Origin of the sequence: Burkholderia sp. AU31624 (assembly GCF_020420065.1) — a bacterium.
Taxonomy (GTDB): domain Bacteria; phylum Pseudomonadota; class Gammaproteobacteria; order Burkholderiales; family Burkholderiaceae; genus Burkholderia.
Genome location: NZ_JAIZRT010000003.1, coordinates 45,701 through 70,831, shown reverse-complemented (window position 1 = coordinate 70,831; position 25,131 = coordinate 45,701). Strand labels below are relative to the sequence as shown.

The window sequence follows — 25,131 nt, the reverse complement described above, 5'->3', positions numbered from 1 at the left end:
TTGAAAAGACTGAAGAGATTGAAGAGATCGCAATGACTCAACATTCCGCAACACGGTCCATGTTCGATCCGGCGCTGCTGCGCCCGGCGATCGTGGACTCGTTCAAGAAACTCACGCCGCGCACGCAGTTCCGCAATCCGGTGATGTTCTGCGTGTACGTCGGCAGCATCCTGACCACGATCCTGTGGATCGCGGCGCTCGCCGGCCAGGCCGAGGCGCCCGCGGGCTTCATCCTCGCGATCGCGCTGTGGCTGTGGTTCACCGTGCTGTTCGCGAACTTCGCCGAAGCGCTCGCCGAAGGGCGCTCGAAGGCGCAGGCCGCGTCGCTGCGCAGCGCGAAGAAGGACGTGATGGCGAAGAAGCTCAACGAGCCGCATCCGAAGTCGCCGATCCGCATCACGACCGCGACCGAGCTGCGCCGTGGCGACGTCGTGCTGGTCGAAGCGGGCGATGTGATCCCCGCCGACGGCGAGGTGGTCGACGGCGTCGCGTCGGTCGACGAATCGGCGATCACCGGCGAATCCGCGCCGGTGATCCGCGAATCGGGCGGCGACTTCTCGTCGGTGACGGGCGGCACGCGCGTGCTGTCGGACTGGATCGTCGTCAAGGTCACCGCGAACCCGGGCGAGGCGTTCCTCGACCGGATGATCGCGATGGTCGAGGGCGCGAAGCGCAAGAAGACGCCGAACGAGATCGCGCTGACGATCCTGCTCGTCGCGCTGACGATCGTGATGCTGCTCGCGACCGCGACGCTGCTGCCGTTCTCGATGTTCTCGGTCGAAGCGATGAAGGCCGGCCACGTGGTGACGATCACCGCGCTCGTCGCACTGCTCGTGTGCCTGATCCCGACGACGATCGGCGGCCTGTTGTCCGCGATCGGCGTGGCCGGGATGAGCCGGATGATGCAGGCCAACGTGATCGCGACGTCGGGCCGCGCGGTGGAAGCCGCCGGCGACGTGGACGTGCTGCTGCTCGACAAGACCGGCACGATCACGCTCGGCAACCGCCAGGCATCGACGTTCGTGCCGGCGCCGGGCGTGACCGAGGAGGCGCTGGCCGATGCCGCGCAACTGTCGTCGCTCGCCGACGAAACGCCGGAAGGCCGCAGCATCGTCGTGCTCGCGAAGGAGCGCTTCAACATTCGCCAGCGCGACATGGGGCAACTGCACGCGACGTTCATCGGCTTTTCCGCGCAGACGCGGATGAGCGGCGTCGATCTGCCCGGCCGCGAGATCCGCAAGGGTGCGGCCGACGCGATCCGCAACTACGTCGAGACGCATGGCAGCCGCTTCCCGGAAGAAGTGCGCCGCGCGGTCGATGAGGTCGCGCGCCGCGGCAGCACGCCGCTCGTCGTCGCCGACCTGCATGACGGCGCGGCGCGCGTGCTCGGCGTGATCGAGCTGAAGGACATCGTGAAGGGCGGCATCAAGGAGCGCTTCGCGGAACTGCGCAAGATGGGCATCAAGACCGTGATGGTGACGGGCGACAACCGGCTGACGGCCGCGGCGATTGCAGCGGAAGCGGGTGTCGACGATTTCCTCGCGGAAGCGACGCCGGAAACCAAGCTCGCGACGATCCGCGAGCACCAGGCTGCAGGGCGTCTCGTCGCGATGACCGGCGACGGCACCAACGACGCACCGGCGCTCGCGCAGGCCGACGTCGCCGTGGCGATGAACACCGGTACGCAGGCGGCGAAGGAAGCCGGCAACATGGTCGACCTCGACTCGAACCCGACGAAGCTGATCGAGATCGTCGAGATCGGCAAGCAGATGCTGATGACGCGCGGTTCGTTGACGACGTTCTCGATCGCGAACGATATCGCGAAGTACTTCGCGATCATCCCGGCCGCGTTCGTGACGACCTACCCGCAGCTGCGCGTGCTCGACATCATGCACCTGACGTCGCCGGCGTCGGCGATCCTGTCGGCGGTGATCTTCAATGCGCTGATCATCGTCGCGCTGATTCCGCTGGCGCTGAAGGGCGTCACGTACCGGCCGCTCGGCGCGGCGTCGCTCCTGCGCCGCAACCTGCTGGTGTACGGCCTCGGCGGCGTACTGCTGCCGTTCCCGTTCATCAAGCTGATCGACATGACGCTCGCTGCACTCGGCTGGGCCTGAGCCGGCCGTATTTGAAGGAAACATCATGAAAACGTTGATTCGTCCGCTCGTCGTGCTCTTTGTCGTCCTGACTGCCGTGACGGGGCTCGCCTACCCGGCCGTGATGACCGTGTTCGGCCAGGCCGTGTTCCCGTCGCAGGCGAACGGCAGCCTGATCGAGAAGGACGGCAAGGCGGTCGGCTCCGCACTGATCGGCCAGCCGTTCGATGCGCCGAAGTACTTCTGGGGCCGCCTGTCGGCCACGACGCCGATGCCGTACAACGCGACCGGCTCCGGCGGCTCGAACCTGGGCCCGCTGAACCCGTCGCTCGCCGACCAGGTGAAGGGGCGCATCGCCGCGCTGCGCGACGCGGGCACCGACATGTCGAAGCCGGTGCCGGTCGACCTCGTGACGGCGTCGGCCAGCGGCCTCGATCCGGAAATCACGCCGGCCGCCGCCGCGTACCAGGTCGAGCGCGTCGCGAAGGCGCGCAACCTGGCGCCCGACGCGGTCGCGCAGCTCGTCGCCGCGAACACGAAGGGCCGCCAGTTCGGCGTGTTCGGCGAGCCGCGCGTGAACGTGCTGCAGCTGAACCTCGCGCTCGACGCGGCGCAGGCTGCGCACTGACCGCGCATCCGGGTTTCCGGCGGCAACCGGCGTCCGGCGCGGCCCGATCCGCGCCGGACGCGTCTTTTCCCGACGGCGCATGCGCCGTCTTTGCCTTTTGCGGCGATTTGGAACAACAATGCTCGTACTCGCGCGCATCCGGGCGCTCCGCCTTTCTGACGCATGAATCGTCCCGATCCAGACCAACTCCTCGACAAGCTGCAGCGTGACGAAGAAAAGCAGCGGCGCGGCCAGCTCAAGATCTTCTTCGGCGCATCGGCCGGTGTCGGCAAGACCTACGCGATGCTGCAGGCCGCGCGCCAGCGCCTGCAGGAAGGCGTCGACGTCGTCGTCGGCATCGTCGAGACCCACGGGCGCAGCGAAACCGCCGCGCTGCTCGACGGCCTCGACGTGCTGCCGCTCGCGCGCATCGACTATCGCGGCCGCACGCTCGCCGAATTCGATCTCGACGGCGCGCTCGCGCGTGAGCCGCAACTGATTCTCGTCGACGAACTCGCGCATTCGAACGTGCAGGGCGCGCGGCACCTGAAGCGCTGGCAGGATGTGTACGAGCTGCTCGACGCGGGCATCGACGTCTACACGACCGTCAACGTCCAGCACCTCGAAAGCCTGAACGACGTGGTCGGCGCGATCACCGGCATCCGCGTGTGGGAGACCGTGCCCGACCGCGTGTTCGACGCGGCCGACGAAGTCACGCTCGTCGACCTGCCGGCCGAGGAGCTGCTCGAGCGGATGCGCGACGGCAAGGTCTATCTCGCGCAGCAGGCCGAGCGCGCGGTGCGTAACTTCTTCCGCAAGGGCAACCTGATCGCGCTGCGCGAACTGGCGCTGCGGCGCACGGCCGATCGCGTCGACGCGCAGATGCGCGAATACCGCGCCGACCGTTCGATCCAGCGCATCTGGCAGGCCCGCGAGCGGCTGCTCGTGTGCGTCGGTCCCGGCCCCGAGGCGCCGACGCTCGTGCGGGCGGCCGCACGGCTCGCCGCGAGCCTGAAGGCCGACTGGATCGCCGTCTATGTGGAGACGCCGCGCCTGCAGCGGCTGCCCGATGCGCGACGGCAGCGCACGCTCGATGCGCTGAAGCTCGCGGCCGAGCTCGGCGCGGAGACGGCCACGCTCGCCGGCGCCGACGCGGTTGCCGCGCTGATCGGCTATGCGAAGGTGCGCAACGTGTCGAAGATCGTCGCGGGCGGCTCGCCGAAGGTCGGGCTCGTGCGCCGAGTCGTGCGGCCGTTCGGCGAGAAGCTTGCCGAACGCGCGGGCGACGTCGACTTGATGCTGATCCGTGCGTCCGCGAGCGACGAGGCGCGCGCGGCACCGCTGGACGCACGTGCGCGCGACTGGCGTGACGCGTTCGCGCAGTTCGGCACGCACCGTTCGCCGCCGCGGCACTACGTGTATGCGGCCGCGATCTGCGCGGCGATCACGGTCGTCGCGAGCCTCGTGTCCGAGCGGCTCGACCTCACGAACCTCGTGATGCTGTACCTGCTCGGCGTCGTGTTCTCGGCCGTGCGGCTCGGGCGCGGCCCGGGCGTGCTGCAGTCGTTCCTGTCGGTGGCCGCGTTCGATTACTTCTTCGTGCCGCCGCGCATGTCGTTCTCGGTCAGCGACACGCAATACCTGCTGACCTTCTTCGGGATGCTGCTGACGTCGCTCGTGATCAGTCACCTGACGTCGACGCTGACGCGCCAGGCGAGCGTCGCGCAGCGCCGCGAGCGCCGCACCGGCGCGATCTATGCGATGGCGCGCGAGCTGGGCGCGGCGCTGACGACCGAGCAGATCGTCGAGATCGGCAGCCGTCACGTGGGCGAGGTGTTCCGCGCGCGCGTCGCGTTCCTGTTGCCCGACAGTGCCGACAAGGTGCGGCAGAAGATCGAGGAGCCCGATGCGGCCGTCACGCTGACGGGCGCCGATCTCGACAGCGACGTCGGCCAGTGGGTATACGACCAGCAGAAGCCGGCCGGCCGCGGCACCGATACGTTGCCCGCGACGGCCGCGCTGTACCTGCCGCTGAAGGCGCCGATGCGTACGCGCGGCGTGCTCGCGGTCGCGTCGCGCGAGCCGCGCGAACTCGAGGTGCCGGAGCAGCAGCGGATGCTCGACGCGTTCGCCGCGCAGATCGCGCTCGCGCTCGAACGCGTGCACTACGTCGAGATCGCGCGCGACGCGCTCGTCAACATGGAATCCGAGCGGCTGCGCAACTCGCTGCTGTCGGCGATCTCGCACGACCTGCGCACGCCGCTCACGACGATCGTCGGCTTCTCGTCGATGCTCGCGAACGGGCGCGCGGCCGCGCAGGGGGGCGACGCCGCGGCGGCCGAACGCTTCGCGCAGCGCGAGGGCGAACTCGTCGACGCGATCCACGACGAGGCGCTGCGGATGACGGGCATCGTCACGAACCTGCTCGACATGGCGCGGCTGCAGGCCGGCAGCCTGCAGTTGAAGCGCCAGTGGTCGCTGCTCGAGGAAACCGTCGGCGCCGCGCTCGCCGCCTGCAAGCGCGTGCTTGCGCGCCATCCGGCGCGCGTCGTGCTGCCGGCCGACCTGCCGCTCCTGCAGATGGACGCGGTGCTGATGGAGCGCCTGTTCACCAACCTGTTCGAGAATGCGGCGAAGTACACGCCGGCCGATACGCCGCTCGACATCGGCGCCGAGCGCGTGAGCGACGACGGGCTGCCGTTCGTGCGCGTGCTCGTCGACGATTACGGTCCCGGCCTGCCGGCCGGGATGGAAACGCGGATCTTCGACAAGTTCACGCGCGGCGAGAAGGAATCGGCGACGCCGGGCATCGGCCTCGGCCTCGCGATCTGCCGCGCGATCGTCGAAGCGCACGGCGGTAAAATCGGCGCGTTCAACCGTACGGCACCCGACGGCCACGTGACGGGCGCGCGTTTCTGGTTCACGCTGCCGGTCGAGACACCGCCTGCCGCGCCTGCCGTACCCGACGACGAACCCGAAGTGCCGGGTGCGTCGTCCCCATCCGAATCATTGCCAGATCATGAGTGAACCCAGCCTGACCGTCGTCCTGATCGAGGACGAAAAGCAGATCCGCCGTTTCGTGCGCGCCGCGCTCGAGGAGGAGGACATCGCGGTGTTCGAGGCCGAGACGGGCAAGCAGGGGCTGATCGACGCGGCGACGCGCAAGCCCGATCTCGTGATCGTCGACCTCGGCCTGCCCGATACCGACGGCCTCGACGTGATCCGGGAATTGCGTGGCTGGTCCGAGGTGCCGGTGATCGTGCTGTCCGCGCGCACGCAGGAAGAAGAGAAGGTCGCGGCGCTCGATGCGGGCGCCGACGATTACCTGACCAAACCGTTCGGCGTGTCCGAACTGCGCGCGCGGATCCGCGCGCAACTGCGCCGGCGCAACCAGGGCGGCGCGAACGAGTCGCCGAAGGCGACCTTCGGCACCGTGACCGTCGATCTCGCGCTGCGCCAGGTGTGGCGCGACAACGAGATCGTGCACCTGACGCCGCTCGAATACCGGCTGCTCGCGACGCTCGTGCGGCACGCGGGGCGCGTGCTCACGCACCGCCAGCTGCTGCGCGACGTGTGGGGGCCGTCGCACGTCGAAAGCCACCACTATCTGCGCATCTACATGGCGCACCTGCGCCAGAAGCTCGAGCGCGACCCGGCGCAGCCCGAGTACATCGTGACCGAGACGGGCGTCGGTTACCGGCTGGTCGGCGCCGCATGACGGGCGTAGCCGGGGCGCAACGGCGCCCGTGCGCGTGACGTCGCGTGCCGGCAGGGTTGCGCCGGCGCGACAGTCTCGCGGCCGGCACGCGCGTTGCACACCCGGCGCTCATTCCCCGTTATCCTGACCGTTCCGCGAACGAAAACGAGGAGCGTGCAATGTCCGTCCGTCTGGTCGTCATCTGTGCGCTGGCGCTTGCCGCGTCTGGCGCGTTCGCCCAACCGCTGCCGCCCGGGCAGCAACCGTCGTCGCAGCAGCAGGCGATGGCCAATCCCGCGTCGGTCAATTGCGCCAAGCTCGGCGGCCGTCACACGACCCGCAACCTGTCGAGCGGGCAGGTCGGCATGTGCGTGTTCAAGGATGGCCGCGTGTGCGAGGAGTGGGCGCTGTACCGCGACGACCGCTGCGTCGCCGGCGTCACGCCGAAGCGCGTGTCGAACTGAGCGGGCCTGGCCGATCGCGCCCCCGATCGGCCGCCGGCCACGCGCCGTGTCCGTAAGCATCTTGTTATACTCGGCGCCGCCCGGGGACGACCCCGGGTCATTCGCTTCAACGGGGACGGCCCCATCCGATACGGAGTACGTCGAGATGGCGTGGGTATTGTTGTTCATTGCCGGTTTGCTGGAAGTGGCCTGGGCGGCCGGCATGAAATCGTCGGACGGCTTCACGAAGCTCGGTCCGTCGGTGTTTACGATCGTGACGGCGCTGGCCAGCTTCGGGCTGCTCGCGGTCGCGATGCGCCAGTTGCCGCTCGGCACCGCGTACGCGGTATGGACCGGCATCGGCGCGGTCGGTGCGTTCGTGTTCGGCATCGTGATGATGGGCGAGGCGCTGACCGTCGCGCGCGTCGCGAGCGCCGTGCTGATCGTCGCGGGGCTGATCGGCCTGAAGCTGTCGTCGGCTGCGTAACAATGGCACCCGGGCGCGCGCACCCGGTTGCCGCACCGCGGAATTGCGCCGGCCGCGCGCCTGGCCTGTCTATAATGGAACGCATTCGGGCCTGAATACCGTCGTGCTTCTCGCGGCACGCGGTGCCGGTCGCCACGCGCCGCGCGGCCGGTCTGTCCGACCCGATCCGATCAATCGGCAAAGCGCACGGAAAGTGCAAGGAGAGGGCCATGATCGAAGCCATTTCGCTCGGCGCGGGGCTCGCGTGGGCGAGCGGCCTGCGCCTGTACCTGACCGTGCTGATCGCCGGCGTGCTGGCGCGGTTCGGCTGGCTCCACCTGCCCGACACGCTGGCCGTCCTGATGTCGCCGTGGGTCATCGGCGCCGCGGCCGTGCTCGCCGTCACCGAATTCCTTGCCGACAAGATCCCCGCGTTCGACTCGCTGTGGGATGCCGTGCACACCTTCATCCGCATTCCCGCCGGTGCCGTGCTCGCCGCCGGCGCGCTCGGCCATGCCGATCCGACCGTGCTCGCGGTCGCGGGGCTCGCCGGCGGCTCGCTGGCCGGTGCCGCGCACGTGGCGAAGGCCGGCACGCGCGCGATGATCAACCTGTCACCCGAACCGATTTCGAACTGGATCGCGTCGTCGACCGAGGACGGCCTCGTGGTCGGCGGGCTCGTGCTCGCGTTCTTCGTTCCGCTCGCGTTCCTCGTGCTGCTTGCCGCCTTCATCGCGGCGTCCGCGTGGGCGCTCCCGCGCCTGTGGCGCGGTGTCTCCGGCGGCTTTCGCGGGATGGCGAACCACATGGTGTCGCGGCTCAACTCGATCGGGGGGAAGCGCGATTGAAGGGGCGGCAACCCGCGGCGCAGCCGCCGGCCGGGCAATCCGGCCATGAGGTGAACGCGCATGCCGGCCGCTTCGGCCTGCGCGACCTGATCCGCCAGGCCGCCCGCATGACCGCGCGCGACTGGCGCGCGGGCGAGTTGACGCTGCTCGTCCTGGCACTGGTGCTCGCGGTCGCGGCGCTGACGAGCGTTGGCTTCCTCGCCGACCGGCTGCGCCAGGGGCTCGAGCGCGACGCGCGCCAGATGCTCGGCGCCGATTTCGTCGTGCGGGCCGATCGCCCCGTCGATCCGTCGTTCGACCAGCAGGCCCGCGCGCTCGGCCTGCGTACTGCGACGACCGCCATCTTCCCGAGCATGATCGCGTCCGCCACGGGCGGGCAGGCGACCGACGCGGCGCCCTCGCGCCTCGCGGCCGTGAAGGCCGTGTCGCCCGGCTATCCGTTGCGCGGCGCGGTCGAGATCCTGCCGGCCGGCGCGGCCACCGCGCAGAAGGCGGTCGCGATTCCCGCGCCCGGCACCGTATGGGCCGATCCGGCGCTGCTCGATGCGCTGCACCTGAAGGCGGGCGATACGGTGCGCGTCGGCCTGCGCACCTTCAAGGTCGCCGCGTCGATCTCCCGCGAGCTGGATCGCGGGTTTTCCTTCGTCAATTTCTCGCCGCGGCTGATGATGCGCGCGGACGAGCTGGCCGCGACGGGGCTCACGGGCTATGGCAGCCGTGTCACGTACCGGCTGCTGGTTGCCGGCGACCAGCAGTCCGTCGCGCGTTTCGAGGTGTATGCGCACGCACGTGTCGACGGCGGGAAGCTGCGCGGCGTCGGTCTCGAGTCGTTGCAGGAAGGCCAGCCGCAGGTGCGGCAGACGCTGGATCGCGCGCGCCACTTCCTGACGCTCGTCGCGCTGCTCACCGCGCTGCTCGCGGCGGTCGCGATCGCGATGGCCGCGCAGCGCTACATGCGGCGCCACCTCGACGGCTGCGCGACGATGCGCTGCCTCGGCGTGAGCCGCCGCACGCTCGGCGCGCTGTTCGCACTCGAATTCGTTGGCATCGGGATCGTGTCCGGCGCCGCAGGCGCGGTGCTCGGCTATGGCGGCCACTGGGCGTTGCTGGCCGCGCTCGGCGGCCTGATCGACGTGGTGCTGCCGCCTCCCACGCTGTGGCCGGCGCTGATCGGCATGGGCGCCGCGCTCGTGTTGCTGCTCGGTTTCGCGCTGCCGCCGCTCGTGCCGCTCACGCGCGTGCCGCCGGTACGCGTGCTGCGGCGCGAGTGGGGCGACGCGTCGCGCACGGCGTGGGCCGCGTATGCGGTCGGCGTCGTGCTGTTCGCGGGGCTGCTGATCGTGGCCGCCGGCAACCTGAAACTCGGGCTGATCGTCGCGGGCGGGTTCGCCGGCGCGCTGGTCGGTTTCGCGCTGATCGCGCGGCTCGTGCTGTTCGCCGCCGCGCGCGCGGTGCGCAACGCGCGCGTGGCCGCGGGCGTGGGCTGGCGTTACGCGCTGGCGTCGCTGCACCGGCGCGGCACGGCGAGCGCGCTGCAGATCACCGCGCTCGCGCTCGGCCTGATGTGCCTGCTGCTGATCGCGATCACGCGCAACGACCTCGTCGCGGGCTGGCAGCAGTCGACGCCGCCCGATGCGCCGAACCAGTTCCTGATCGACATCCAGCCCGACCAGCGCGCCGACGTCGCGGCTTATCTGGCCGCGCACGGCGTGCGCGACGCGGTGCCCGAGCCGATGGTGCGCGGCCGCCTCGTCGCGATCAACGGCAAGCCGGTGAATCCGGACGCCTACCCGTCCGAGGAGGCGCGCCGGCTCGTCGACCGCGAGTTCAACCTGTCCTATACGACCCAGTTGCCGTCCGACAACCGGATCGTCGAAGGCGACTGGTTCGGCACCGCGGCGACGCCGCAGATCTCGATCGAGGCCGGCCTCGCGAAGACGCTGAACGTGAAGCCGGGCGACGTGCTGCGCTTCGACGTGACGGGGCTGACGGTCGACGCGCCGGTCACCAGCGTGCGCAAGCTCGACTGGGGTTCGTTCCGCGTCAATTTCTTCGTGCTGATGCCGCCGCCGGTGCTGAAGGATTTCCCGGCCGTGTACCTGACGAGCTTCCATTTGCCGGCATCGAATGCCGCGCTGCTCGATCCGCTGATCGCGCGCTATCCGAACCTGACCGCGATCGACGTCGCGCCGATCCTCGCGCAATTGCAACGGATGATGCTGCAGGTGGTCGGCGCGGTGCAGTTCCTGTTCATGTTCACGCTCGCGGCCGGCGTCCTCGTGCTGTACACGGCGCTCGCCGGCACGCGCGACGAGCGGGTGCGCGAGGCCGCGCTGCTGCGCGCGCTCGGCGCGTCGCGCGCGCAGGTCAACGCGGTGCAGCGCGCGGAGTTCGTCGTGGTTGGCGCACTGGCCGGTGCGCTGGCGTCGGCGGGCGCGATCGCGGTCGGCTGGGTGCTCGCGTCGCGCGTGTTCGATTTCCAGCTCGCCGTCGATCCGTGGCTCGTGCCGGCCGGCATCGCGGCCGGCGTCGCGTGCGCCGGTGCGGCCGGCTGGCTGAGCCTGCATAATGTGCTGCGGCGCCCCGCGCTGCAGTCGCTGCGCGACGCATGAGCGTCGCCGGCGGCCCCGAAGATCCCGTTTTTTCCGACTATCCGTATGACCGATGTGAATGACGATGCGCCGTCGCAACCGACGGCGTTCGAGCTCGTGGGCGGTGAAGCCCGCGTGCGCGAAATGGTGGACCGCTTTTACGACCTGATGGATCTCGAGCCCGAGTTCGCGCAGATTCGCGCGCTGCACCCGGATTCGCTCGACGGTTCGCGCGACAAGTTTTTCTGGTTCCTGTGCGGGTGGCTCGGCGGCCCCGACCACTACATCAGCCGGTTCGGCCATCCGCGGCTGCGCGCGCGGCACCTGCCGTTCCCGATCGCGTCGGTCGAGCGCGACCAGTGGTTGCGCTGCATGGCGTGGGCGATGGAGGACATCGGGCTGCCCGAGCCGCTGCGCGAGCGGCTCATGCATTCGTTCTACGACACGGCCGACTGGATGCGCAACCGGCCCGGTTGATCGACCGGTACGCCGCCGCCCGCGCGCGCGACGATCTGCGTCTGGGCGCGCACGCCGCGCGGCGCGACACTGGCCGCTTCCCCCCAATCGATACGAGGCTCGCCCGATGACGACACAAGCGCTGTTTCGCGAAGACGCGTACCTCACGCAATGCGACGCGGTCGTGCTGGCCGTCGGCGACGACGGCATCCGGCTCGACCGCACCGTGTTCTATCCGCTCGGCGGCGGCCAGGCCGGCGACACAGGCACGCTGACGCTCCCCGACGGCAGCACGATCGCGATTGCCGATACGCGCAAGGCCAAGTTCGACGGCGCGACGCCCGACGACGCCGTGCACGTGCCCGCACCGGGGCAGGAGGCGAGTGTCGCGGCGCTCGAGCCCGGCACGCGCGTGGTCGCGGAGATCGACTGGCTGCGCCGCTATCGCCACATGCGGCTGCATACCGCGGCGCACCTGATGTGCGCGGTGCTGCCGTACGCGGTCGACGGCTGCAGCGTGACGGCCGACTACGTGCGGCTGGATTTCGCGACGTCCGACGCGATCGACCGCGATGACGTCGAGCGGCGCCTCGCCGGCCTGGTGGGCGGCGCGCATCCGGTCACGACCGAATGGATCACCGACGACGAGATGGCCGCGCGGCCGGACCTCGTGCGCACGATGAGCGTGAAGCCGCCGATGGGCCTCGGCCGCGTGCGGCTGCTGCGCATCGAGCAGGTCGACCTGCAGCCGTGCGGCGGCACGCATGTGCGCAATACGTCCGAAATCGGCGAGCTGCGGGTCGCGAAACTGGAAAAGAAGAGCGCGCGCACCCGGCGCCTCGTACTGGAGTTTGCATGACGATTGACACCCCCCACGCGGGCGCGGCGGCGCTCGATCCGCAAGCGCGGGAGATTCTCGATTTCTGGTTCGGCGAGCCGGGCTCGGCCGAATTCGGGCAGAACCGCAAGGTCTGGTTCAACGGCGGCGCGGCATTCGACGACGTGCTGCGCACGCGCTACGGCGCGTTGCTCGACGCCGCGTGCGACGGCGCTTGCGATCACTGGGCAAGCTCGCCGTCGGGGGCACTGGCGTTGATCGTCGTGCTCGACCAGTTCTCGCGCAACATCCATCGCGGCACGCCGCGCGCGTTTGCCGCCGATCCGAAAGCGCTCGCGCTTGCGCGCCGCGTCGTCGCGGCCGACTGGGACGCGCAGTTGCCGAGCGGACATCACCGCGCGTTTGCGTATCTGCCGTTCGAGCACGACGAGTCGGTCGAGAGCCAGCGTGAGGCCGTGCGCCTGTGCGCAGGCATTCGCGACGAAGCAGGGTGCGAGAGCTATCACCGCTTCGCGTTGCTGCATGCGGCCGTCGTCGAGCGCTTCGGCCGCTTTCCGCACCGGAACGCGATTCTCGGTCGGGTATCGAGCGACGAGGAGACGGCGTTTCTTCGCGAGCCTGGTTCGTCGTTCTGACGATTCGGGCAGCGGCGTGACGCGGGAAGAGGGAAGGCCCGCGGAGTCACGCGGGCACGGTGGCGGCAGGGCACGCCGGGCGGCGGCGCGCATTTCCCGATGGCTGTTCGCTGCTCGGGCGGTGGTGCTCACCACGCCACGCCCGGTACGAGGGCAAGCACGGCGGCGCGTCCGCCGTCGCTCCCCCGCCTTACTCAACGTGCTGTTCGGGCGTGCGCACGTACACGCGCAGCAGTTCCTCGTTGTCGCCCGGGCGGGAGCCCGTCCAGAACAGTTTCCATTCGTCGCCGGGTGCCGGATCGACGGCCCGCACGCCCTGAACGATCATCCAGGTGCAGCGTGTCGTCTTCGCGTCGTCGATCGGCGTGTGCTGGATGCCGGAGAAGTAGTACAGCATCGGCGCTTCCGATTCGCCGAGCCCGTGCAGGCTCGCCATGCAGTCGCCGTCGTTCCATTCGAGTGCGAGATGCGCGTTCAGGTCGTCGAACACCGAGCGGTAGCTTTTCGCGACGTCGAGCCATGGCAGCAGCAGCGTGTAAATGAGCCCCCATGCGACGAGTGCGCCGGCGCCCCACGACAGCGCGCCGCGCCAGACGCCCGTCGCGCGCAGCTTCGGCAGCAGCGTCAGCCAGCCGACCGTCAGCACGAGCGCACCGATCACGAGCGCGGGTTCGATCGGCATCGTCCAGTCGAGCGGCAGCCAGCGGCCGAGCAGCGTCAGATCCTTGCGCGACGCCGCCGGATCGGCCATCACCGCCCAGATGGCCCAGGCGAGCGCGGCGGCCGTGCCGAACAGGATGCGGCTCAGGTAGTCCCACGCGAGATGCAGCTGGCGCGGCAGGCGGTCGATGGCCTGTGCGGCGACCAGCGCGAGCGGGGCGAAGAACGGCAGGATGTAGAGCTGGCGCGACGTCGCGGACACTTGCAGCACGACGAGCCCGACGAGCGTGAACATCACCGGCAGCGCGATGCGCGGCGTGCGCCAGTCGCGCCACGCACCGCGCGCGAGCGCGACGATCGCGAGCGGCGCGACCGGGAAGCCGACGAGCAGGAACGCACGCAGGATGAAGAACGGCTTGTCGTTTTCCGCGCCCAGTTCGGGGACGGAGAAACCGAAGAAGCGGCCGACGTTGTTGTCCCAGAACCACGTCATGAACAGCGTCTCGGAGCGCAGGAACAGTGCGGTCGGCCAGACGAGCGCGAACGGCGCGAACACCAGTGCGGCGACGCCGAGCGAGCGCGCGAACGCGCGGGTGCGGCAGGCCGGATAGAGCACCATCGCGCCGACGAGCGTGGCGGCAAACACGAGCGGCACGAACAGCCCCTTCGTCATCAGTGCGATGCCGACGCCCGCGCCGAAGATCGGCGCGGCCCAGCGGCCCGACGGCCGGACCGGTAGCCCGTGCCGCATCTGCTGCGCACGCGCGACGTGCTGCATCACGAGTTCGAGCAGTCCGCAGAACGCGATTGCCGTGCCGGCGAACAGCGCGACGTCGGTCATCATGTCGTGCACGTGCTTGATGACCACGAGCGTGCCGGCGCTCAGCACGACGGGACCGATCACGCGCAGGTCGAACCAGGCGTCCGCGCGGCTGGCGACGCGCGCCGCGCGCGCGATGAAGCCGAATGCCAGTGCGGCGAACAGCGCGCTCGCGAGCCGGGCCGCGTCGTGCAGCGGCATCACGCGCTGCAGCAGCCAGGCGAGGCTGGTCGCGACCCACGCGTAGAGCGGCGGCTTTTCCATGAACGGCAGGCCGGCATTGGTCGGCACGACGAAGTCGCCGGTCTCGAGCATGTGCTGGATGATGCCGAACGTGTAGGTTTCGTCCTGCTTCCACGGGTCGTGGCCGAGCACGCCCGGCAGCGTATACGCGCAGATCAGCGCGGCGACGAACAGCCACGCGCGCCAGCCGAGCAGGCGCGAGCGTTCGCGCGTCGTGCTGGTGACGGCGGTCGAGGCGGCGACGGGCGTGCCGGCGGCGTCGAGCGTTGCGGTGAGATCGGCGTCGGCGGTCGAATGGGTGTACTGGGCCGGAGCGGGCACAGACGTGCGTCGCCGGCTGGGCGCTGCGGTTCCAGGCATGGAAGGAATCTCGGGTCGAGTCGAGCGGATCCGGCGACGTGGGCAGGACCGATTGGGGCCATATCAAAGGCCAACGGACGGGTGTTTATGACACCTGTCTGAATGTCCGCTAGTAGACCACGGAATTGTTACGGTGGATTACCGTTCGTGTCACGAAATTGTGGAGATTTGTGGTGTCGTGACGACGGATCGCTTCGGACGGCGGTTTTGGATGCGCCGCAGTGCGGAATTACCGGCCGCCGCCGACGTCGAGCAGGGCGCCCGTCGTGTAGGACGCCGCGTCGCCCAGTAGCCAGACGATCGCTTCGGCGATCTCCCGCGCTTCGCCCGCGCGGCCGAGCGGTGTCGTGGCGCCGAGGCGGGCCGCACGGCCCGGCTGGCCGCCGCTCGCGTGAATGTCGGTCTCGATCAGGCCGGGTCGGACCGCGTTGACGCGTACGCCGTGCGCGCCGAGTTCCTTCGCGAGACCGATCGTCAGCGAGTCGACCGCGCCTTTCGACCCCGCATAGTCGACGTATTCGTTCGGCGAGCCGAGCCGGGAGGCGATCGACGAGACGTTGACGATCGCGCCGCCGCGGCCGCCGCGGTCGGTGGAGAGCCGGCGCGCGGCTTCGCGCGCACACAGATACGCGCCGAGCACGTTGGTGTCGAACATCCGCCGCAGCCGGTCGGCCGGCATGTCGGCGAGCGGCATCGACGGCGCGACGATGCCCGCGTTGTTGACGAGCGCGTCGACGCGGCCGAATGCGGCCGTGACGGTGTCGAACATCGCGACGACATCGGCTTCGTTCGCGACGTCGCCCGCGACGACGCACGCCCGGCCGCCCGCGTCGCGGACGGCCTGCGCGGTGAGTTCGGCCGCCGCCGCGTCGCGCGCGTAGTTGATGCCAACGTCCCAGCCGCGCTCGGCCGCGAGCACGGCGGTCGCGCGGCCGATGCCGCGGCTCGCGCCGGTGATGAGGACGGCCTTGCGCTCGGACGGTGCGGTCATCGCGTGCGGGTTCCGGTGACGGTTACTTGGCCGCGTCGGGCGCCCACTTGTCGCGGGCGGGCGGCTGGTAGCGGCGCAGTCGCTCGATCAGCTCGACGGGTTCCAATTCGACGCACAGTGCGTCGAAATAGGCCGGACGCATGAAGCCCTCGTCGACCGTATGGCGCAGCAGCGCGATCAGCGGATCGTAGAACGAATCGATGTTGTAGAGCGCGACGGGCTTGCGGTGATAGCCGAGCTGCGCCCACGTGTAGACCTCGAAGAGCTCCTCGAGCGTGCCGGCGCCGCCGGGCATCGCGACGAACGCATCGGACAGGTCGGCCATCATTTTCTTGCGGTGGTGCATGTCGGGCACGACGTGCAGTTCCGACAGCCCCGTATGGCCGACTTCCTTGTCGACGAGCAGTTCGGGGATCACGCCGACCGCACGGCCGCCGGCCGCCATCACTTCGTCGGCGATCACGCCCATCAGGCCGACCCGGCCGCCGCCGTAGACGAGCGTGAGGCCTGCGTCGACGAGCGCGCGGCCGAATGCGCGCGCGGCGTCGGTATAGACGGGCCGCACGCCGGACGACGAGCCGCAGTAAACACAAACAGCCTTCATTGCTTGGCATCCTTGGCGGGTGCCTGCCCGGTGACGACGGGGCTGTCGGCGGGGCGCGGCGAGCCGTCGCGCGGCGGCAGGTAGTCGGTGAACTGGCGCTTCGGCAGCTTGCCGGAAACCAGGTCGTCGAACAGCTGGCGCGAACGGCCGCGCAGGTACGGCGCCATCACGGAGATCACGTGCATGCTGACCTGGTGCAGTTCCTCGCGGATCGCGTCCTGGTCGTTGTATTTGCGCGGATGCATCACGTACTGATACGACAGCCAGTACGTCGAAATGACGGCCATGTTGGTGGCGATGACCTCGATCTCGGCGGGCGTCGCGACCATCTCGGCGTCGGACACGAGCAGCTCGCACATGTCGCGCGCGAAGCGCACCTTGTGGCTGATGATCTGCTTGAAGTGCGTCTCGAGCGTGCGGTTGCGGGCGAGCAGGTCGTTGAGGTCGCGATACAGGAACCGGTAGGTCCACATGAAATCGGCCATGTACTGCAGGTACGACCAGGTTTCGTCGATCGTCGGACGGTGATCTTCGGGAAAGCGCAGCCGCCGTTCGATCTGCTGCTCGAACTGCGCGAAGATGCTGTTGATGATGTCGTCCTTGTTGCGGAAATGGTAGTACAGGTTGCCTGGACTGATTTCCATTTCCTCGGCGATCGTCGTGGTCGTGACGTTCGGCTCGCCGATCTCGTTGAAGAGTTTCAACGACAACTCGAGAATCCGTTCGCGGGTGCGGCGGGGAGGTTTCGCTTCCATGTCGTCCGGCCCTGTGTGTGCCGGACTGGCGGGCGCTGCAATCGATGCTGCGTGATTCGTCCGGCGCGGGTTGCTGTTCTATGTCTAGCGGACGATTATAAACCGGGGTTTCGCCACATCGGGGCATTTCGTGATCGCCGCCCCGCGCAGCGCATGGTGCAGCGCCGCACGCGGGCGGTGCGCCAGGTACCCGCAGGGCAGTTCTCTAGAAGCCGAGCCAGCGTGCGACGACTGGGCCGAGCACGAAGCCCCACGTCGTCACGCACGCGAACAGCGCGACGGTCACGGCTGCGCTGCCGAGATCCTTCGCGCGCTTCGAGAGTTCGTGACGCTCGAGCGAGATGCGGTCGATCGCGGCCTCGACGCTCGAGTTCAGCAGCTCGACGATCAGCACGAGCAGCACCGACGCGATCAGCAGCGCACGCGATGCCGCCGGCACCGGTGCGAACGCGCCGATCGGGAGCATCAGCGCAGCGAGCGTGAGCTCCTGGCGAAACGCGCTCTCCTCGCGAATCGCCACGCGAAAGCCGTTCAGCGAATGCTTGAGGGCGTACCAGGCGCGCGTGATGCCGCGATGGCGCTTGTACGGGTTCGGCGGCAGCGGCGCGAGCCGATCGTCGGGGCCGAGCGGCTCGTGCGCGTGCACGTCCGCGTCGGCGTGCGGCTCTTCCTCGTCGAACGGGCGGTGCCGTTGCGGCGTTGCGTCGGGGGGCGGGATTTTGTCGTTCAGGTCTCGTTTCAAACGGCGGCACCTTCTGCTGGCGAGTACGCGGTCTTCGGCAGCGGCTTCAGATGCGACGCGAACTGCTCGGATGCCGCGCGCCACGAGAAGCGTTCGGCCCACGCGCGCGCAGTGGTGCGTTCGATCTTAAGCGCCTCGAGGCAGGCTTCCTGCAGGTCTTCGTGCATCGCGCCGGCGTCGCCTTCGCCGAGCACGTCGATCGGGCCCGTCACGGGATACGCGGCTACCGGCGTGCCGCAGGCGAGCGCCTCGAGCAGCACGAGGCCGAACGTGTCGGTGCGACTCGGGAACACGAACACGTCGGCCGCAGCATACACCTTGGCGAGCTCGGCCTGTGACAGCACGCCGAGATAGTTTGCTTCCGGATAGCGCGACTTCAGCTCAGCGAGCGCGGGCCCTTCGCCCGCGACCCATTTCGAGCCGGGCAGGTCGAGGCGCAGGAATGCCTCGACGTTCTTCTCGATCGCGACGCGGCCCACGTACAGGAAGATCGGCCGCGCGGTGTTGAGCACCTTCGATTCCATCGGCCGGAACACGTCGAGATCGACGCCGCGCGTCCACAGCACGACGTTCGTGAAGCCGAATTTCTCGAGGTCCTGCTTGACGACCGGCGTCGGCGCCATCACCGCGAGCGACGGGCCGTGGAACCAGTGCAGGAAGCGGTAGGTCGCGGCGAGCGGGATGCCGAAGCGCGCCTGCACGTATTCCGGAAAGCGCGTGTGGTACGCGGTCGTGTACGGCAGCTTGCGCGATCGCGCGTAGCGTCGCGCGGCGAGGCCGAGCGGGCCTTCGGTCGCGATGTGCAGCGCGTCGGGGGCGAACGCATCGATTCGCGCGCGCAGCTTGCGGTACGGCAGGATCGACAGGCGGATCTCCGGGTAGGTCGGGCAGGGCACCGTACGGAATTCCAGCGGCGTCAGCAGTTCGACGCGGTGGCCGAGCGCGGTGAGTTCGCGCGACGTGCTCTTCAGCGTGCGCACGACGCCGTTGACCTGCGGTTCCCACGCGTCGGTGACGATCATGATCTTCATCGCGGCTTTGTCCTGTAAGTAGGGGGGTGTCAGGCAGTGGCCTTGGCCTTGCGCGACGTGGTCTCCGTCGGTGCGGTGCGCATCACCGTCCAGTAGACGATCTTCAGTTCGCCTTCCATCGTTTCGACGAGTGCGGACAGGCTTTCGACCCAGTCGCCGTCGTTGCAGTACAGCACGCCGTCGATGTCGCGGATCTCCGCCTTGTGGATGTGGCCGCACACGACGCCGTCGCAGCCGCGGCGGCGCGCCTCGTCGGTCATCACGGTCTCGAACTGGGAGATGAAGTTGACGGCGTTCTTGACCTGGTGCTTCAGGTACTGCGACAGCGACCAGTACTGGAAGCCGAGCCGGCTGCGGATCCGGTTGAACCAGCGGTTGAGCACGAGGATCAGCGTGTAGAGCGTGTCGCCGAGGTACGCGAGCCATTTCGCGTGCTGGATCACGCCGTCGAACAGATCGCCGTGCACGATCCACAAACGTTTGCCCGCGAGCGTCGTGTGGAACGCCTCGCCGCGCACCTGGATGTCGCCGAACGCGAGATCGCAGAACTGCCGCGCGCCTTCGTCGTGGTTGCCGGGGATGTAGACGACCTGCGTCCCCTTGCGTGCCTTGCGCAGGATCTTCTGCACGACGTCGTTGTGCGCCTGCGGCCAGTACCAGCCCTTCTTCAGCTGCCAGCCGTCGATGATGTCGCCGACGAGGTACAGGTACTCCGAATCGTTGTGGCGCAGGAAGTCGAGCAGGTACGGCGCCTGGCAGCCGCTCGAGCCGAGGTGGATGTCGGACAGCCAGATGGTGCGGTAGCGGTGGGCCGACGAGTCGGGGTCGTCATGCTGCGCGGCGTGCCCGGCAGGCGGGTCTTGCGATACTAGCCCATCGGTTGCGGCAGAACCGGACAGGAATGCTGTGGCGGCGCGGGCGCCGATGGGGTGACGGAACAGGGAGGTCGCGGACGTTTTCTGGCCCATGCATGACTCGCGCCGGTTGACATTACCGGCATTCCGCCATGCGGGCGTGACTGTGCCATGACAGTCACGAGACGTTCTTATTACGACCGCTGCAGGGTGTTTAGCAGTGAATGACCGGGCGTTGCGTAATGTGCCGTACGGAACGGCTCGCCATTGTCGGGCAAGGCTGCCGGGCCGGGCGGAAGTCGCCTCGGCGAGGTGTTTTCATCAGGCGAATGCCGTGCGTCAGCGCGGTATCGCGACGACGCGCGTGCGGGCGATCCGGTCGTGCGGAAACTGGCGCTCGGCATGCAGTCGCGCGGCGCCTGCCCATACGGCGATCCATGCGGCGGTGAGCGCGAGCGTGACGGGTACCGACAGGCCGAGGAGTGGATGCAGCGCGAGCGGCGGCAGGAACCACAGCCAGCCGAGCACATAGCGGACGAGCGCGTGGCCCGCGCTCAGCGGCCGGCCGCTCGACGATTCGAGCCGCAGCCGCCAGGTCTTCATCGGCAGCGTTTGGCCGCCGTGGGTCCAGAACCAGACGAAGTACGCGCCGACCACGAGCGCGATCCAGGCGGCGAGCAGATTGTGATGGACGAGGCCGTTGCGTTGCTGCGTCGCGAGGCTGAACGCGAGCCCGGCGAAGAACACCACGCCGAACAGCAGCACACCTTCGTAGAGCAGCGCGGCGAGACGCCGTCGCACGGACGGCGCGGCGGTCGGAGTTTCAGGTGCGTGGGCGTTCGCCACGGGCGCTCAGGAGCCCTTGAACAGCGAGGGCGCGTCGGCGGGCGACACCGGCGCCACGGCAGCCGGCGCGGATGCGGTGCCGGCCGTCGACGATGCGGGTACCGGCGGCGCGACGGCAGCCGAGACGGGCGCCGGTACGGTGGCCGGGCCGCTTGCTGGGTGTTCGTGCGAATTGACGAGGCGGCGCACGTCCCGGTCGGCGACGGTCGGCGGCGCACTGACGACGCTCGGCCGGCGGCGGCGCTCGGCGGCCGCGAGCCGTTCCTTCTGCTCTTCCGGGAGTTGCTGGTATGCCTTCCACGCCCGCTCGCGCGCCTGTGCGGAAAGCTCCTTCGCACTCTGGTAGTTCTCGCGCGCGACGCGGCGCTGCTCGGGCGTCATCTTGGCCCATTCGGTCATCCGGTCCTGCAGGCGCTTCTGGTCATCGGGCGTCAACTTCGCGAAACGCGATGCGATCTTCAGCCATTTACGCTTGCGGGCATCGCTGAAGCCGTCCCACTGGTCGGCGAACGGCGCGAGCGCCGCGTGCTGCGCCGGCGTGAGGCGCGCCCACGACAACGGGCCGGTAGCGGCCGGCAGCGGCAGGGGTAGGGGCAGCGGGGGGAGTTCGGTGCTCAGCCCGGTCGCGGCCGATGCTGGCGCGGCAGGGCTGCTGACCGCGGCGGCGGTCGTCGCGGGGGCCGGGTGGAATCGTGGGTAAGTGGCGACGTAGGAAACGGCGATCGCGATTACGCATCCGAAAAATACGGCCAGGCCGCGCTTCTGACTCACCCGTGCGATCCCCTCGTTATTGTCTGTTAGTGAGCGCGCGACAGATACGCGTTGAACCCGTGATCGAGATACGCATTGAGCGGCAGGTCGTCGCTGAGCATCGCCGCGTCGATGTCGGCGAGTTCGGCGGTGCGCTGCATGTCTTCCCAGTAGGCGATGCCGACGAGCCCCGCGAGCAGCAGCGCCAGCGGCCACGCGCGCAGCAGGCGGCGCGCGAGCGACGCCTGCGGGCGGCTCGCGGGCGCCGTGCCGTACGCACCGGCCGCGCCGGCGAAGGCCGGCACGAACACCGGCACGGTCGCGGCTTCGGGCTTCTTGCGCGCGAGCGCGGCCCGGCGGGCGACGGCCAGACGGTCGGTGGTCGCGGCAGGCAGGTCGGCCGCGCACTCGTCCAGCGCGCGGCGCACCTTCAACGCGAATTCGTGTTCTCGATTTGCGGGAGCGGAGCTCATAGCGTGATTCCTTTGGCCTTGAGCGCATGCGCCAGCGTGTGGGTGGCCCGTGAGCAGTGCGTCTTCACGCTGCCCTCGGAGCACCCCATCGCGGCGGCAGTCTCGGCGACATCCATATCTTCCCAATAACGCATCAGGAACGCTTCCCGTTGACGCGCCGGAAGCTTCTGGATTTCTTCGTCGATCAGGGCCAGAACCTGCTCTCGTTCGAGGCGGTGCTCGCTGCTTTCGACGCCCGCGTTGTCGTCCGCGGATTCGAGTGTTTCGAGCGGGTCGAAGTCGTCGTCGTCGCCGCTGTTCAGCGACGAGAAGAGCGTGACCCACGTGTTGCGGACTTTCTGCCGACGGAACCAGTCGTGGATCGCGTTCTGCAGGATCCGCTGAAAAAGCAGCGGCAACTCGGCCGCCGGCCGGTCGCCGTACTTCTCCGCAAGCTTGATCATCGCGTCCTGCACGATGTCGAGCGACGCATCGTCGTCACGCACGGCGTACGCAGCCTGCTTGAACGCGCGCCTTTCGACGCCCGCCAGAAAGTCGGCGAGTTCCTTGTCTGATGCCATTCCGTGAAGGTATGCGCTGCGGGCCGCTGCGTGGTGTAAAAGGGCGAAAAATTTCGTAAAACCCGCGGATGCTATCAAATTTTCGCGCCGCTTGGCACCGGGTTGGCCGCCGCACGTTGCGCGCGAGCCGCGGCGGCGGGTGCCGGGCGGCGCCCATGATGCGCTGCGGGATATTTTGCTTGACGACCCCCTCGCGACCCGCTATCGTCAATGATTCGCAACATGAAGTGATGGTCTCATTTGAGGCTGGCCCAAGAAGCCTGCCCTTCAAACTGGACGCGCCGCTTGAACCCGAGCCACAAGCCCGGCAGAGAGCACCCGATCAATTTTTTGCCGAAAATTCGAAAGGTCAAAATGAACATGCCCAGCGCGGAATTCTCCACGTCGGAACCCCTTTCCCCTCCCGATAGCGACTCCATCGGCGGTACCGTGCTCATGAAGGCACTGGCCGATGAAAACGTCGAATTCATCTGGGGCTACCCCGGCGGCTCGGTACTTTACATCTACGACGAGCTTTACAAGCAGGACAAGATTCAGCACGTGCTGGTGCGCCATGAACAAGCGGCCGTGCACGCAGCCGATGCGTATGCGCGTTCCACCGGCAATGTCGGCGTCTGCCTCGTGACGTCGGGCCCCGGTGTCACCAACGCGGTGACCGGCATCGCCACGGCGTACATGGATTCGATCCCGATGGTCGTGATCAGCGGCCAGGTGCCCACGGCCGCGATCGGCCAGGATGCCTTCCAGGAGTGCGACACCGTCGGCATCACGCGTCCGTGCGTGAAGCACAACTTCCTCGTGAAGGACGTGCGCGACCTCGCGGAAACCGTCAAGAAGGCGTTCTATATCGCCCGCACCGGCCGTCCGGGCCCGGTGCTGATCGACATCCCGAAGGACATCTCGAAGACGCCGTGCGAATACGAGCCCGTCAAGAGCGTGTCGCTGCGTTCGTACAACCCGGTCACGAAGGGCCATTCGGGCCAGATCCGCAAGGCCGTGTCGCTGCTGCTGACGGCGAAGCGTCCGTACATCTACACGGGTGGCGGCATCATCCTCGCCGACGCGTCGCGCGAACTGAACCAGTTCGCGGATCTCCTCGGCTACCCGGTCACGAACACGCTGATGGGCCTGGGCGGCTATCGCGCGTCGGACAAGAAATTCCTCGGCATGCTCGGCATGCACGGCACCTACGAAGCGAACATGGCGATGCAGCACTGCGACGTGCTGATCGCGATCGGTGCCCGCTTCGACGACCGCGTGATCGGCGACCCGGCGCACTTCGCGTCGCGTCCGCGCAAGATCATCCACATCGACATCGACCCGTCGTCGATCTCGAAGCGTGTGAAGGTCGACATCCCGATCGTCGGCGACGTGAAGGAGGTGCTGAAGGAGCTGATCGAGCAGCTGCAGACGGCCGAGCATGGCCCCGACACCGAGGCGCTCGCGCAATGGTGGAAGGACATCGAGGGCTGGCGCTCGAAGGATTGCCTGAAGTACGACCGCGAGAGCGAGATCATCAAGCCGCAGTACGTGGTCGAGAAGGCGTGGGAGCTGACGGACGGCAATGCGTTCGTGTGCTCGGACGTCGGCCAGCACCAGATGTGGGCGGCGCAGTTCTACCGTTTCAACAAGCCGCGTCGCTGGATCAACTCCGGCGGCCTCGGCACGATGGGCTTCGGCCTGCCGGCAGCGATGGGCGTCAAGATGGCGCACCCGGACGACGACGTGCTGTGCATCACGGGCGAAGGCTCGATCCAGATGTGCATCCAGGAACTGTCGACCTGCCTGCAGTACGACACGCCCGTGAAGATCATTTCGCTGAACAACCGCTATCTCGGCATGGTTCGCCAGTGGCAGCAGATCGAATACAGCAAGCGCTATTCGCATTCGTACATGGATGCGCTGCCTGATTTCGTGAAGCTCGCCGAAGCGTACGGCCATGTCGGCTTGCGGATCGAAAAGACCTCGGATGTGGAGCCGGCGCTGAAGGAAGCGTTGCGCCTGAAGGACCGCACCGTGTTTCTCGACTTCCAGACCGATCCGACCGAAAACGTCTGGCCGATGGTACAGGCCGGCAAGGGCATCACCGAGATGCTGCTCGGATCGGAAGATCTGTAACGGCGCGACGCGCGCCTGAGCCCGATGCGGCCGCCTTCACGAAGGGCGGCGCGGCACGCGGCAGCGCGCGGCGCGAGAGAATCGACACGGACACATTCTGGAAGAAGCGAACATGAGACACATCATTTCCGTCCTGCTGGAGAACGAACCGGGCGCGCTGTCGCGCGTGGTCGGTCTGTTTTCCGCACGCGGCTACAACATCGAAACCTTGACGGTGGCGCCGACCGAAGACCAATCGCTGTCGCGGCTCACCATCGTTTCCATTGGCTCCGACGACGTGATCGAACAGATCACGAAGCATCTGAACCGCCTGATCGAGGTGGTGAAAGTGGTGGACCTGACCGACGGTGCACACATCGAACGCGAGCTGATGCTGATCAAGGTACGTGCAGTGGGCAAGGAGCGCGAAGAAATGAAGCGGATGGCGGACATTTTCCGCGGCCGCATCATCGACGTGACCGAAAAGACCTACACGATCGAATTGACGGGCGCGAGCGACAAGCTCGACGCATTCATCCAGGGGCTGGACGCGGGCGCGATCTTAGAGACCGTGCGCACCGGCAGCTCCGGCATCGGACGCGGCGAGCGCATCCTGAAGGTGTGATGCCAGACAGGCACGCCGGGTGCGCCGTCATGTCCCGGCCCGC

General features: G+C 68.4%; 24 protein-coding genes. 13 read left to right on the top strand and 11 right to left on the bottom strand.

The window, feature by feature from the left end; translation table 11 throughout:
* Window positions 1–32: 32 nt before the first annotated feature.
* The 11 genes from kdpB (at window position 33) to LGM89_RS10565 (ending at window position 12,677) form a co-directional block, all read left to right on the top strand.
* Entirely contained in the window at window positions 33–2,117 is a 2,085-nt protein-coding gene (kdpB, locus tag LGM89_RS10615; RefSeq protein WP_226273037.1) for a potassium-transporting ATPase subunit KdpB, read from the top strand.
* Between the two features lie 25 nt (window positions 2,118–2,142).
* A complete protein-coding gene (kdpC, locus tag LGM89_RS10610; protein ID WP_089495349.1) occupies window positions 2,143–2,724 on the top strand; it encodes a potassium-transporting ATPase subunit KdpC in 582 nt (193 codons plus the stop codon).
* Between the two features lie 162 nt (window positions 2,725–2,886).
* On the top strand, window positions 2,887–5,730 hold the full coding sequence (locus LGM89_RS10605) for a DUF4118 domain-containing protein (RefSeq protein ID WP_226273036.1): 2,844 nt from the start codon (window positions 2,887–2,889) through the stop codon (window positions 5,728–5,730).
* The gene (gene kdpE, locus LGM89_RS10600; RefSeq protein WP_226273035.1) at window positions 5,723–6,421 is read left to right on the top strand and encodes a two-component system response regulator KdpE; all 699 of its coding nucleotides are present in this window, start codon (window positions 5,723–5,725) and stop codon (window positions 6,419–6,421) included. The genes LGM89_RS10605 and kdpE overlap by 8 nt, the downstream gene beginning before the upstream one ends.
* Before the next feature lie 158 nt (window positions 6,422–6,579).
* Entirely contained in the window at window positions 6,580–6,864 is a 285-nt protein-coding gene (locus LGM89_RS10595) for a DUF333 domain-containing protein (RefSeq protein ID WP_089431503.1), read from the top strand.
* 145 nt (window positions 6,865–7,009) lie between these two features.
* Complete coding sequence (gene sugE, locus LGM89_RS10590) at window positions 7,010–7,330, top strand: quaternary ammonium compound efflux SMR transporter SugE (protein ID WP_089425993.1); 321 nt, start codon at window positions 7,010–7,012, stop codon at window positions 7,328–7,330.
* Window positions 7,331–7,539: 209 nt separating this feature from the next.
* Window positions 7,540–8,157, top strand: a complete 618-nt coding sequence (locus tag LGM89_RS10585; RefSeq protein WP_089495347.1) for a DUF4126 domain-containing protein — start codon at window positions 7,540–7,542, stop codon at window positions 8,155–8,157.
* Complete coding sequence (locus LGM89_RS10580) at window positions 8,154–10,769, top strand: ABC transporter permease (protein WP_413226799.1); 2,616 nt, start codon at window positions 8,154–8,156, stop codon at window positions 10,767–10,769. The genes LGM89_RS10585 and LGM89_RS10580 overlap by 4 nt, the downstream gene beginning before the upstream one ends.
* 45 nt (window positions 10,770–10,814) lie before the next feature.
* Window positions 10,815–11,225 (top strand): group II truncated hemoglobin, encoded by a 411-nt coding sequence (locus tag LGM89_RS10575; protein WP_069248490.1) that lies wholly within the window; start codon window positions 10,815–10,817, stop codon window positions 11,223–11,225.
* A 106-nt stretch (window positions 11,226–11,331) separates the two neighbouring features.
* Entirely contained in the window at window positions 11,332–12,063 is a 732-nt protein-coding gene (locus LGM89_RS10570; RefSeq protein WP_206150189.1) for an alanyl-tRNA editing protein, read from the top strand.
* Window positions 12,060–12,677 (top strand): DUF924 family protein, encoded by a 618-nt coding sequence (locus LGM89_RS10565; protein WP_089495343.1) that lies wholly within the window; start codon window positions 12,060–12,062, stop codon window positions 12,675–12,677. The genes LGM89_RS10570 and LGM89_RS10565 overlap by 4 nt, the downstream gene beginning before the upstream one ends.
* 190 nt (window positions 12,678–12,867) lie before the next feature.
* Here the strand turns inward: LGM89_RS10565 and LGM89_RS10560 are convergent, their stop codons facing one another.
* The 11 genes from LGM89_RS10560 to LGM89_RS10510 all read right to left on the bottom strand — a co-directional run bounded on the left by LGM89_RS10560 (window position 12,868) and on the right by LGM89_RS10510 (window position 22,366).
* The gene (locus LGM89_RS10560; protein WP_089495342.1) at window positions 12,868–14,760 is read right to left on the bottom strand and encodes an ArnT family glycosyltransferase; all 1,893 of its coding nucleotides are present in this window, start codon (window positions 14,758–14,760) and stop codon (window positions 12,868–12,870) included.
* Between the two features lie 229 nt (window positions 14,761–14,989).
* Complete coding sequence (locus tag LGM89_RS10555) at window positions 14,990–15,751, bottom strand: SDR family oxidoreductase (protein ID WP_226273034.1); 762 nt, start codon at window positions 15,749–15,751, stop codon at window positions 14,990–14,992.
* A gap of 22 nt (window positions 15,752–15,773) precedes the next feature.
* Complete coding sequence (locus LGM89_RS10550; RefSeq protein WP_226273033.1) at window positions 15,774–16,355, bottom strand: TIGR00730 family Rossman fold protein; 582 nt, start codon at window positions 16,353–16,355, stop codon at window positions 15,774–15,776.
* A complete protein-coding gene (locus LGM89_RS10545; protein ID WP_089495339.1) occupies window positions 16,352–17,110 on the bottom strand; it encodes a TetR/AcrR family transcriptional regulator in 759 nt (252 codons plus the stop codon). Before LGM89_RS10545 ends, LGM89_RS10550 begins: the two co-directional genes overlap by 4 nt.
* A 205-nt stretch (window positions 17,111–17,315) precedes the next feature.
* On the bottom strand, window positions 17,316–17,852 hold the full coding sequence (locus LGM89_RS10540) for a diacylglycerol kinase (protein ID WP_039370536.1): 537 nt from the start codon (window positions 17,850–17,852) through the stop codon (window positions 17,316–17,318).
* Window positions 17,849–18,883: a glycosyltransferase family 4 protein gene (locus LGM89_RS10535; RefSeq protein WP_059531147.1), complete on the bottom strand. Its 1,035-nt coding sequence runs from the start codon at window positions 18,881–18,883 to the stop codon at window positions 17,849–17,851. The genes LGM89_RS10540 and LGM89_RS10535 overlap by 4 nt, the downstream gene beginning before the upstream one ends.
* A 29-nt stretch (window positions 18,884–18,912) precedes the next feature.
* A complete protein-coding gene (locus LGM89_RS10530) occupies window positions 18,913–19,851 on the bottom strand; it encodes a UDP-2,3-diacylglucosamine diphosphatase (protein WP_041492905.1) in 939 nt (312 codons plus the stop codon).
* Between the two features lie 225 nt (window positions 19,852–20,076).
* Window positions 20,077–20,583 (bottom strand): RDD family protein, encoded by a 507-nt coding sequence (locus LGM89_RS10525; protein WP_089495338.1) that lies wholly within the window; start codon window positions 20,581–20,583, stop codon window positions 20,077–20,079.
* A 6-nt stretch (window positions 20,584–20,589) separates the two neighbouring features.
* Window positions 20,590–21,354 carry a DUF3106 domain-containing protein gene (locus LGM89_RS10520; protein WP_089495337.1) on the bottom strand — a complete coding sequence of 255 codons (765 nt, stop codon included), beginning with the start codon at window positions 21,352–21,354 and terminating at the stop codon, window positions 20,590–20,592.
* A 26-nt stretch (window positions 21,355–21,380) separates the two neighbouring features.
* Window positions 21,381–21,806 carry a DUF3619 family protein gene (locus LGM89_RS10515; RefSeq protein ID WP_089495336.1) on the bottom strand — a complete coding sequence of 142 codons (426 nt, stop codon included), beginning with the start codon at window positions 21,804–21,806 and terminating at the stop codon, window positions 21,381–21,383.
* Window positions 21,803–22,366 (bottom strand): RNA polymerase sigma factor, encoded by a 564-nt coding sequence (locus LGM89_RS10510; RefSeq protein ID WP_089495335.1) that lies wholly within the window; start codon window positions 22,364–22,366, stop codon window positions 21,803–21,805. The genes LGM89_RS10515 and LGM89_RS10510 overlap by 4 nt, the downstream gene beginning before the upstream one ends.
* Window positions 22,367–22,720: 354 nt before the next feature.
* Between LGM89_RS10510 and LGM89_RS10505 the strand changes: the two genes are divergently transcribed.
* Both LGM89_RS10505 and ilvN read left to right on the top strand, forming a co-directional pair.
* The gene (locus tag LGM89_RS10505; RefSeq protein WP_011352713.1) at window positions 22,721–24,484 is read left to right on the top strand and encodes an acetolactate synthase 3 catalytic subunit; all 1,764 of its coding nucleotides are present in this window, start codon (window positions 22,721–22,723) and stop codon (window positions 24,482–24,484) included.
* 112 nt (window positions 24,485–24,596) lie between these two features.
* Window positions 24,597–25,088, top strand: a complete 492-nt coding sequence (gene ilvN, locus LGM89_RS10500) for an acetolactate synthase small subunit (protein ID WP_011352712.1) — start codon at window positions 24,597–24,599, stop codon at window positions 25,086–25,088.
* The last annotated feature ends 43 nt before the right edge of the window (window positions 25,089–25,131 follow it).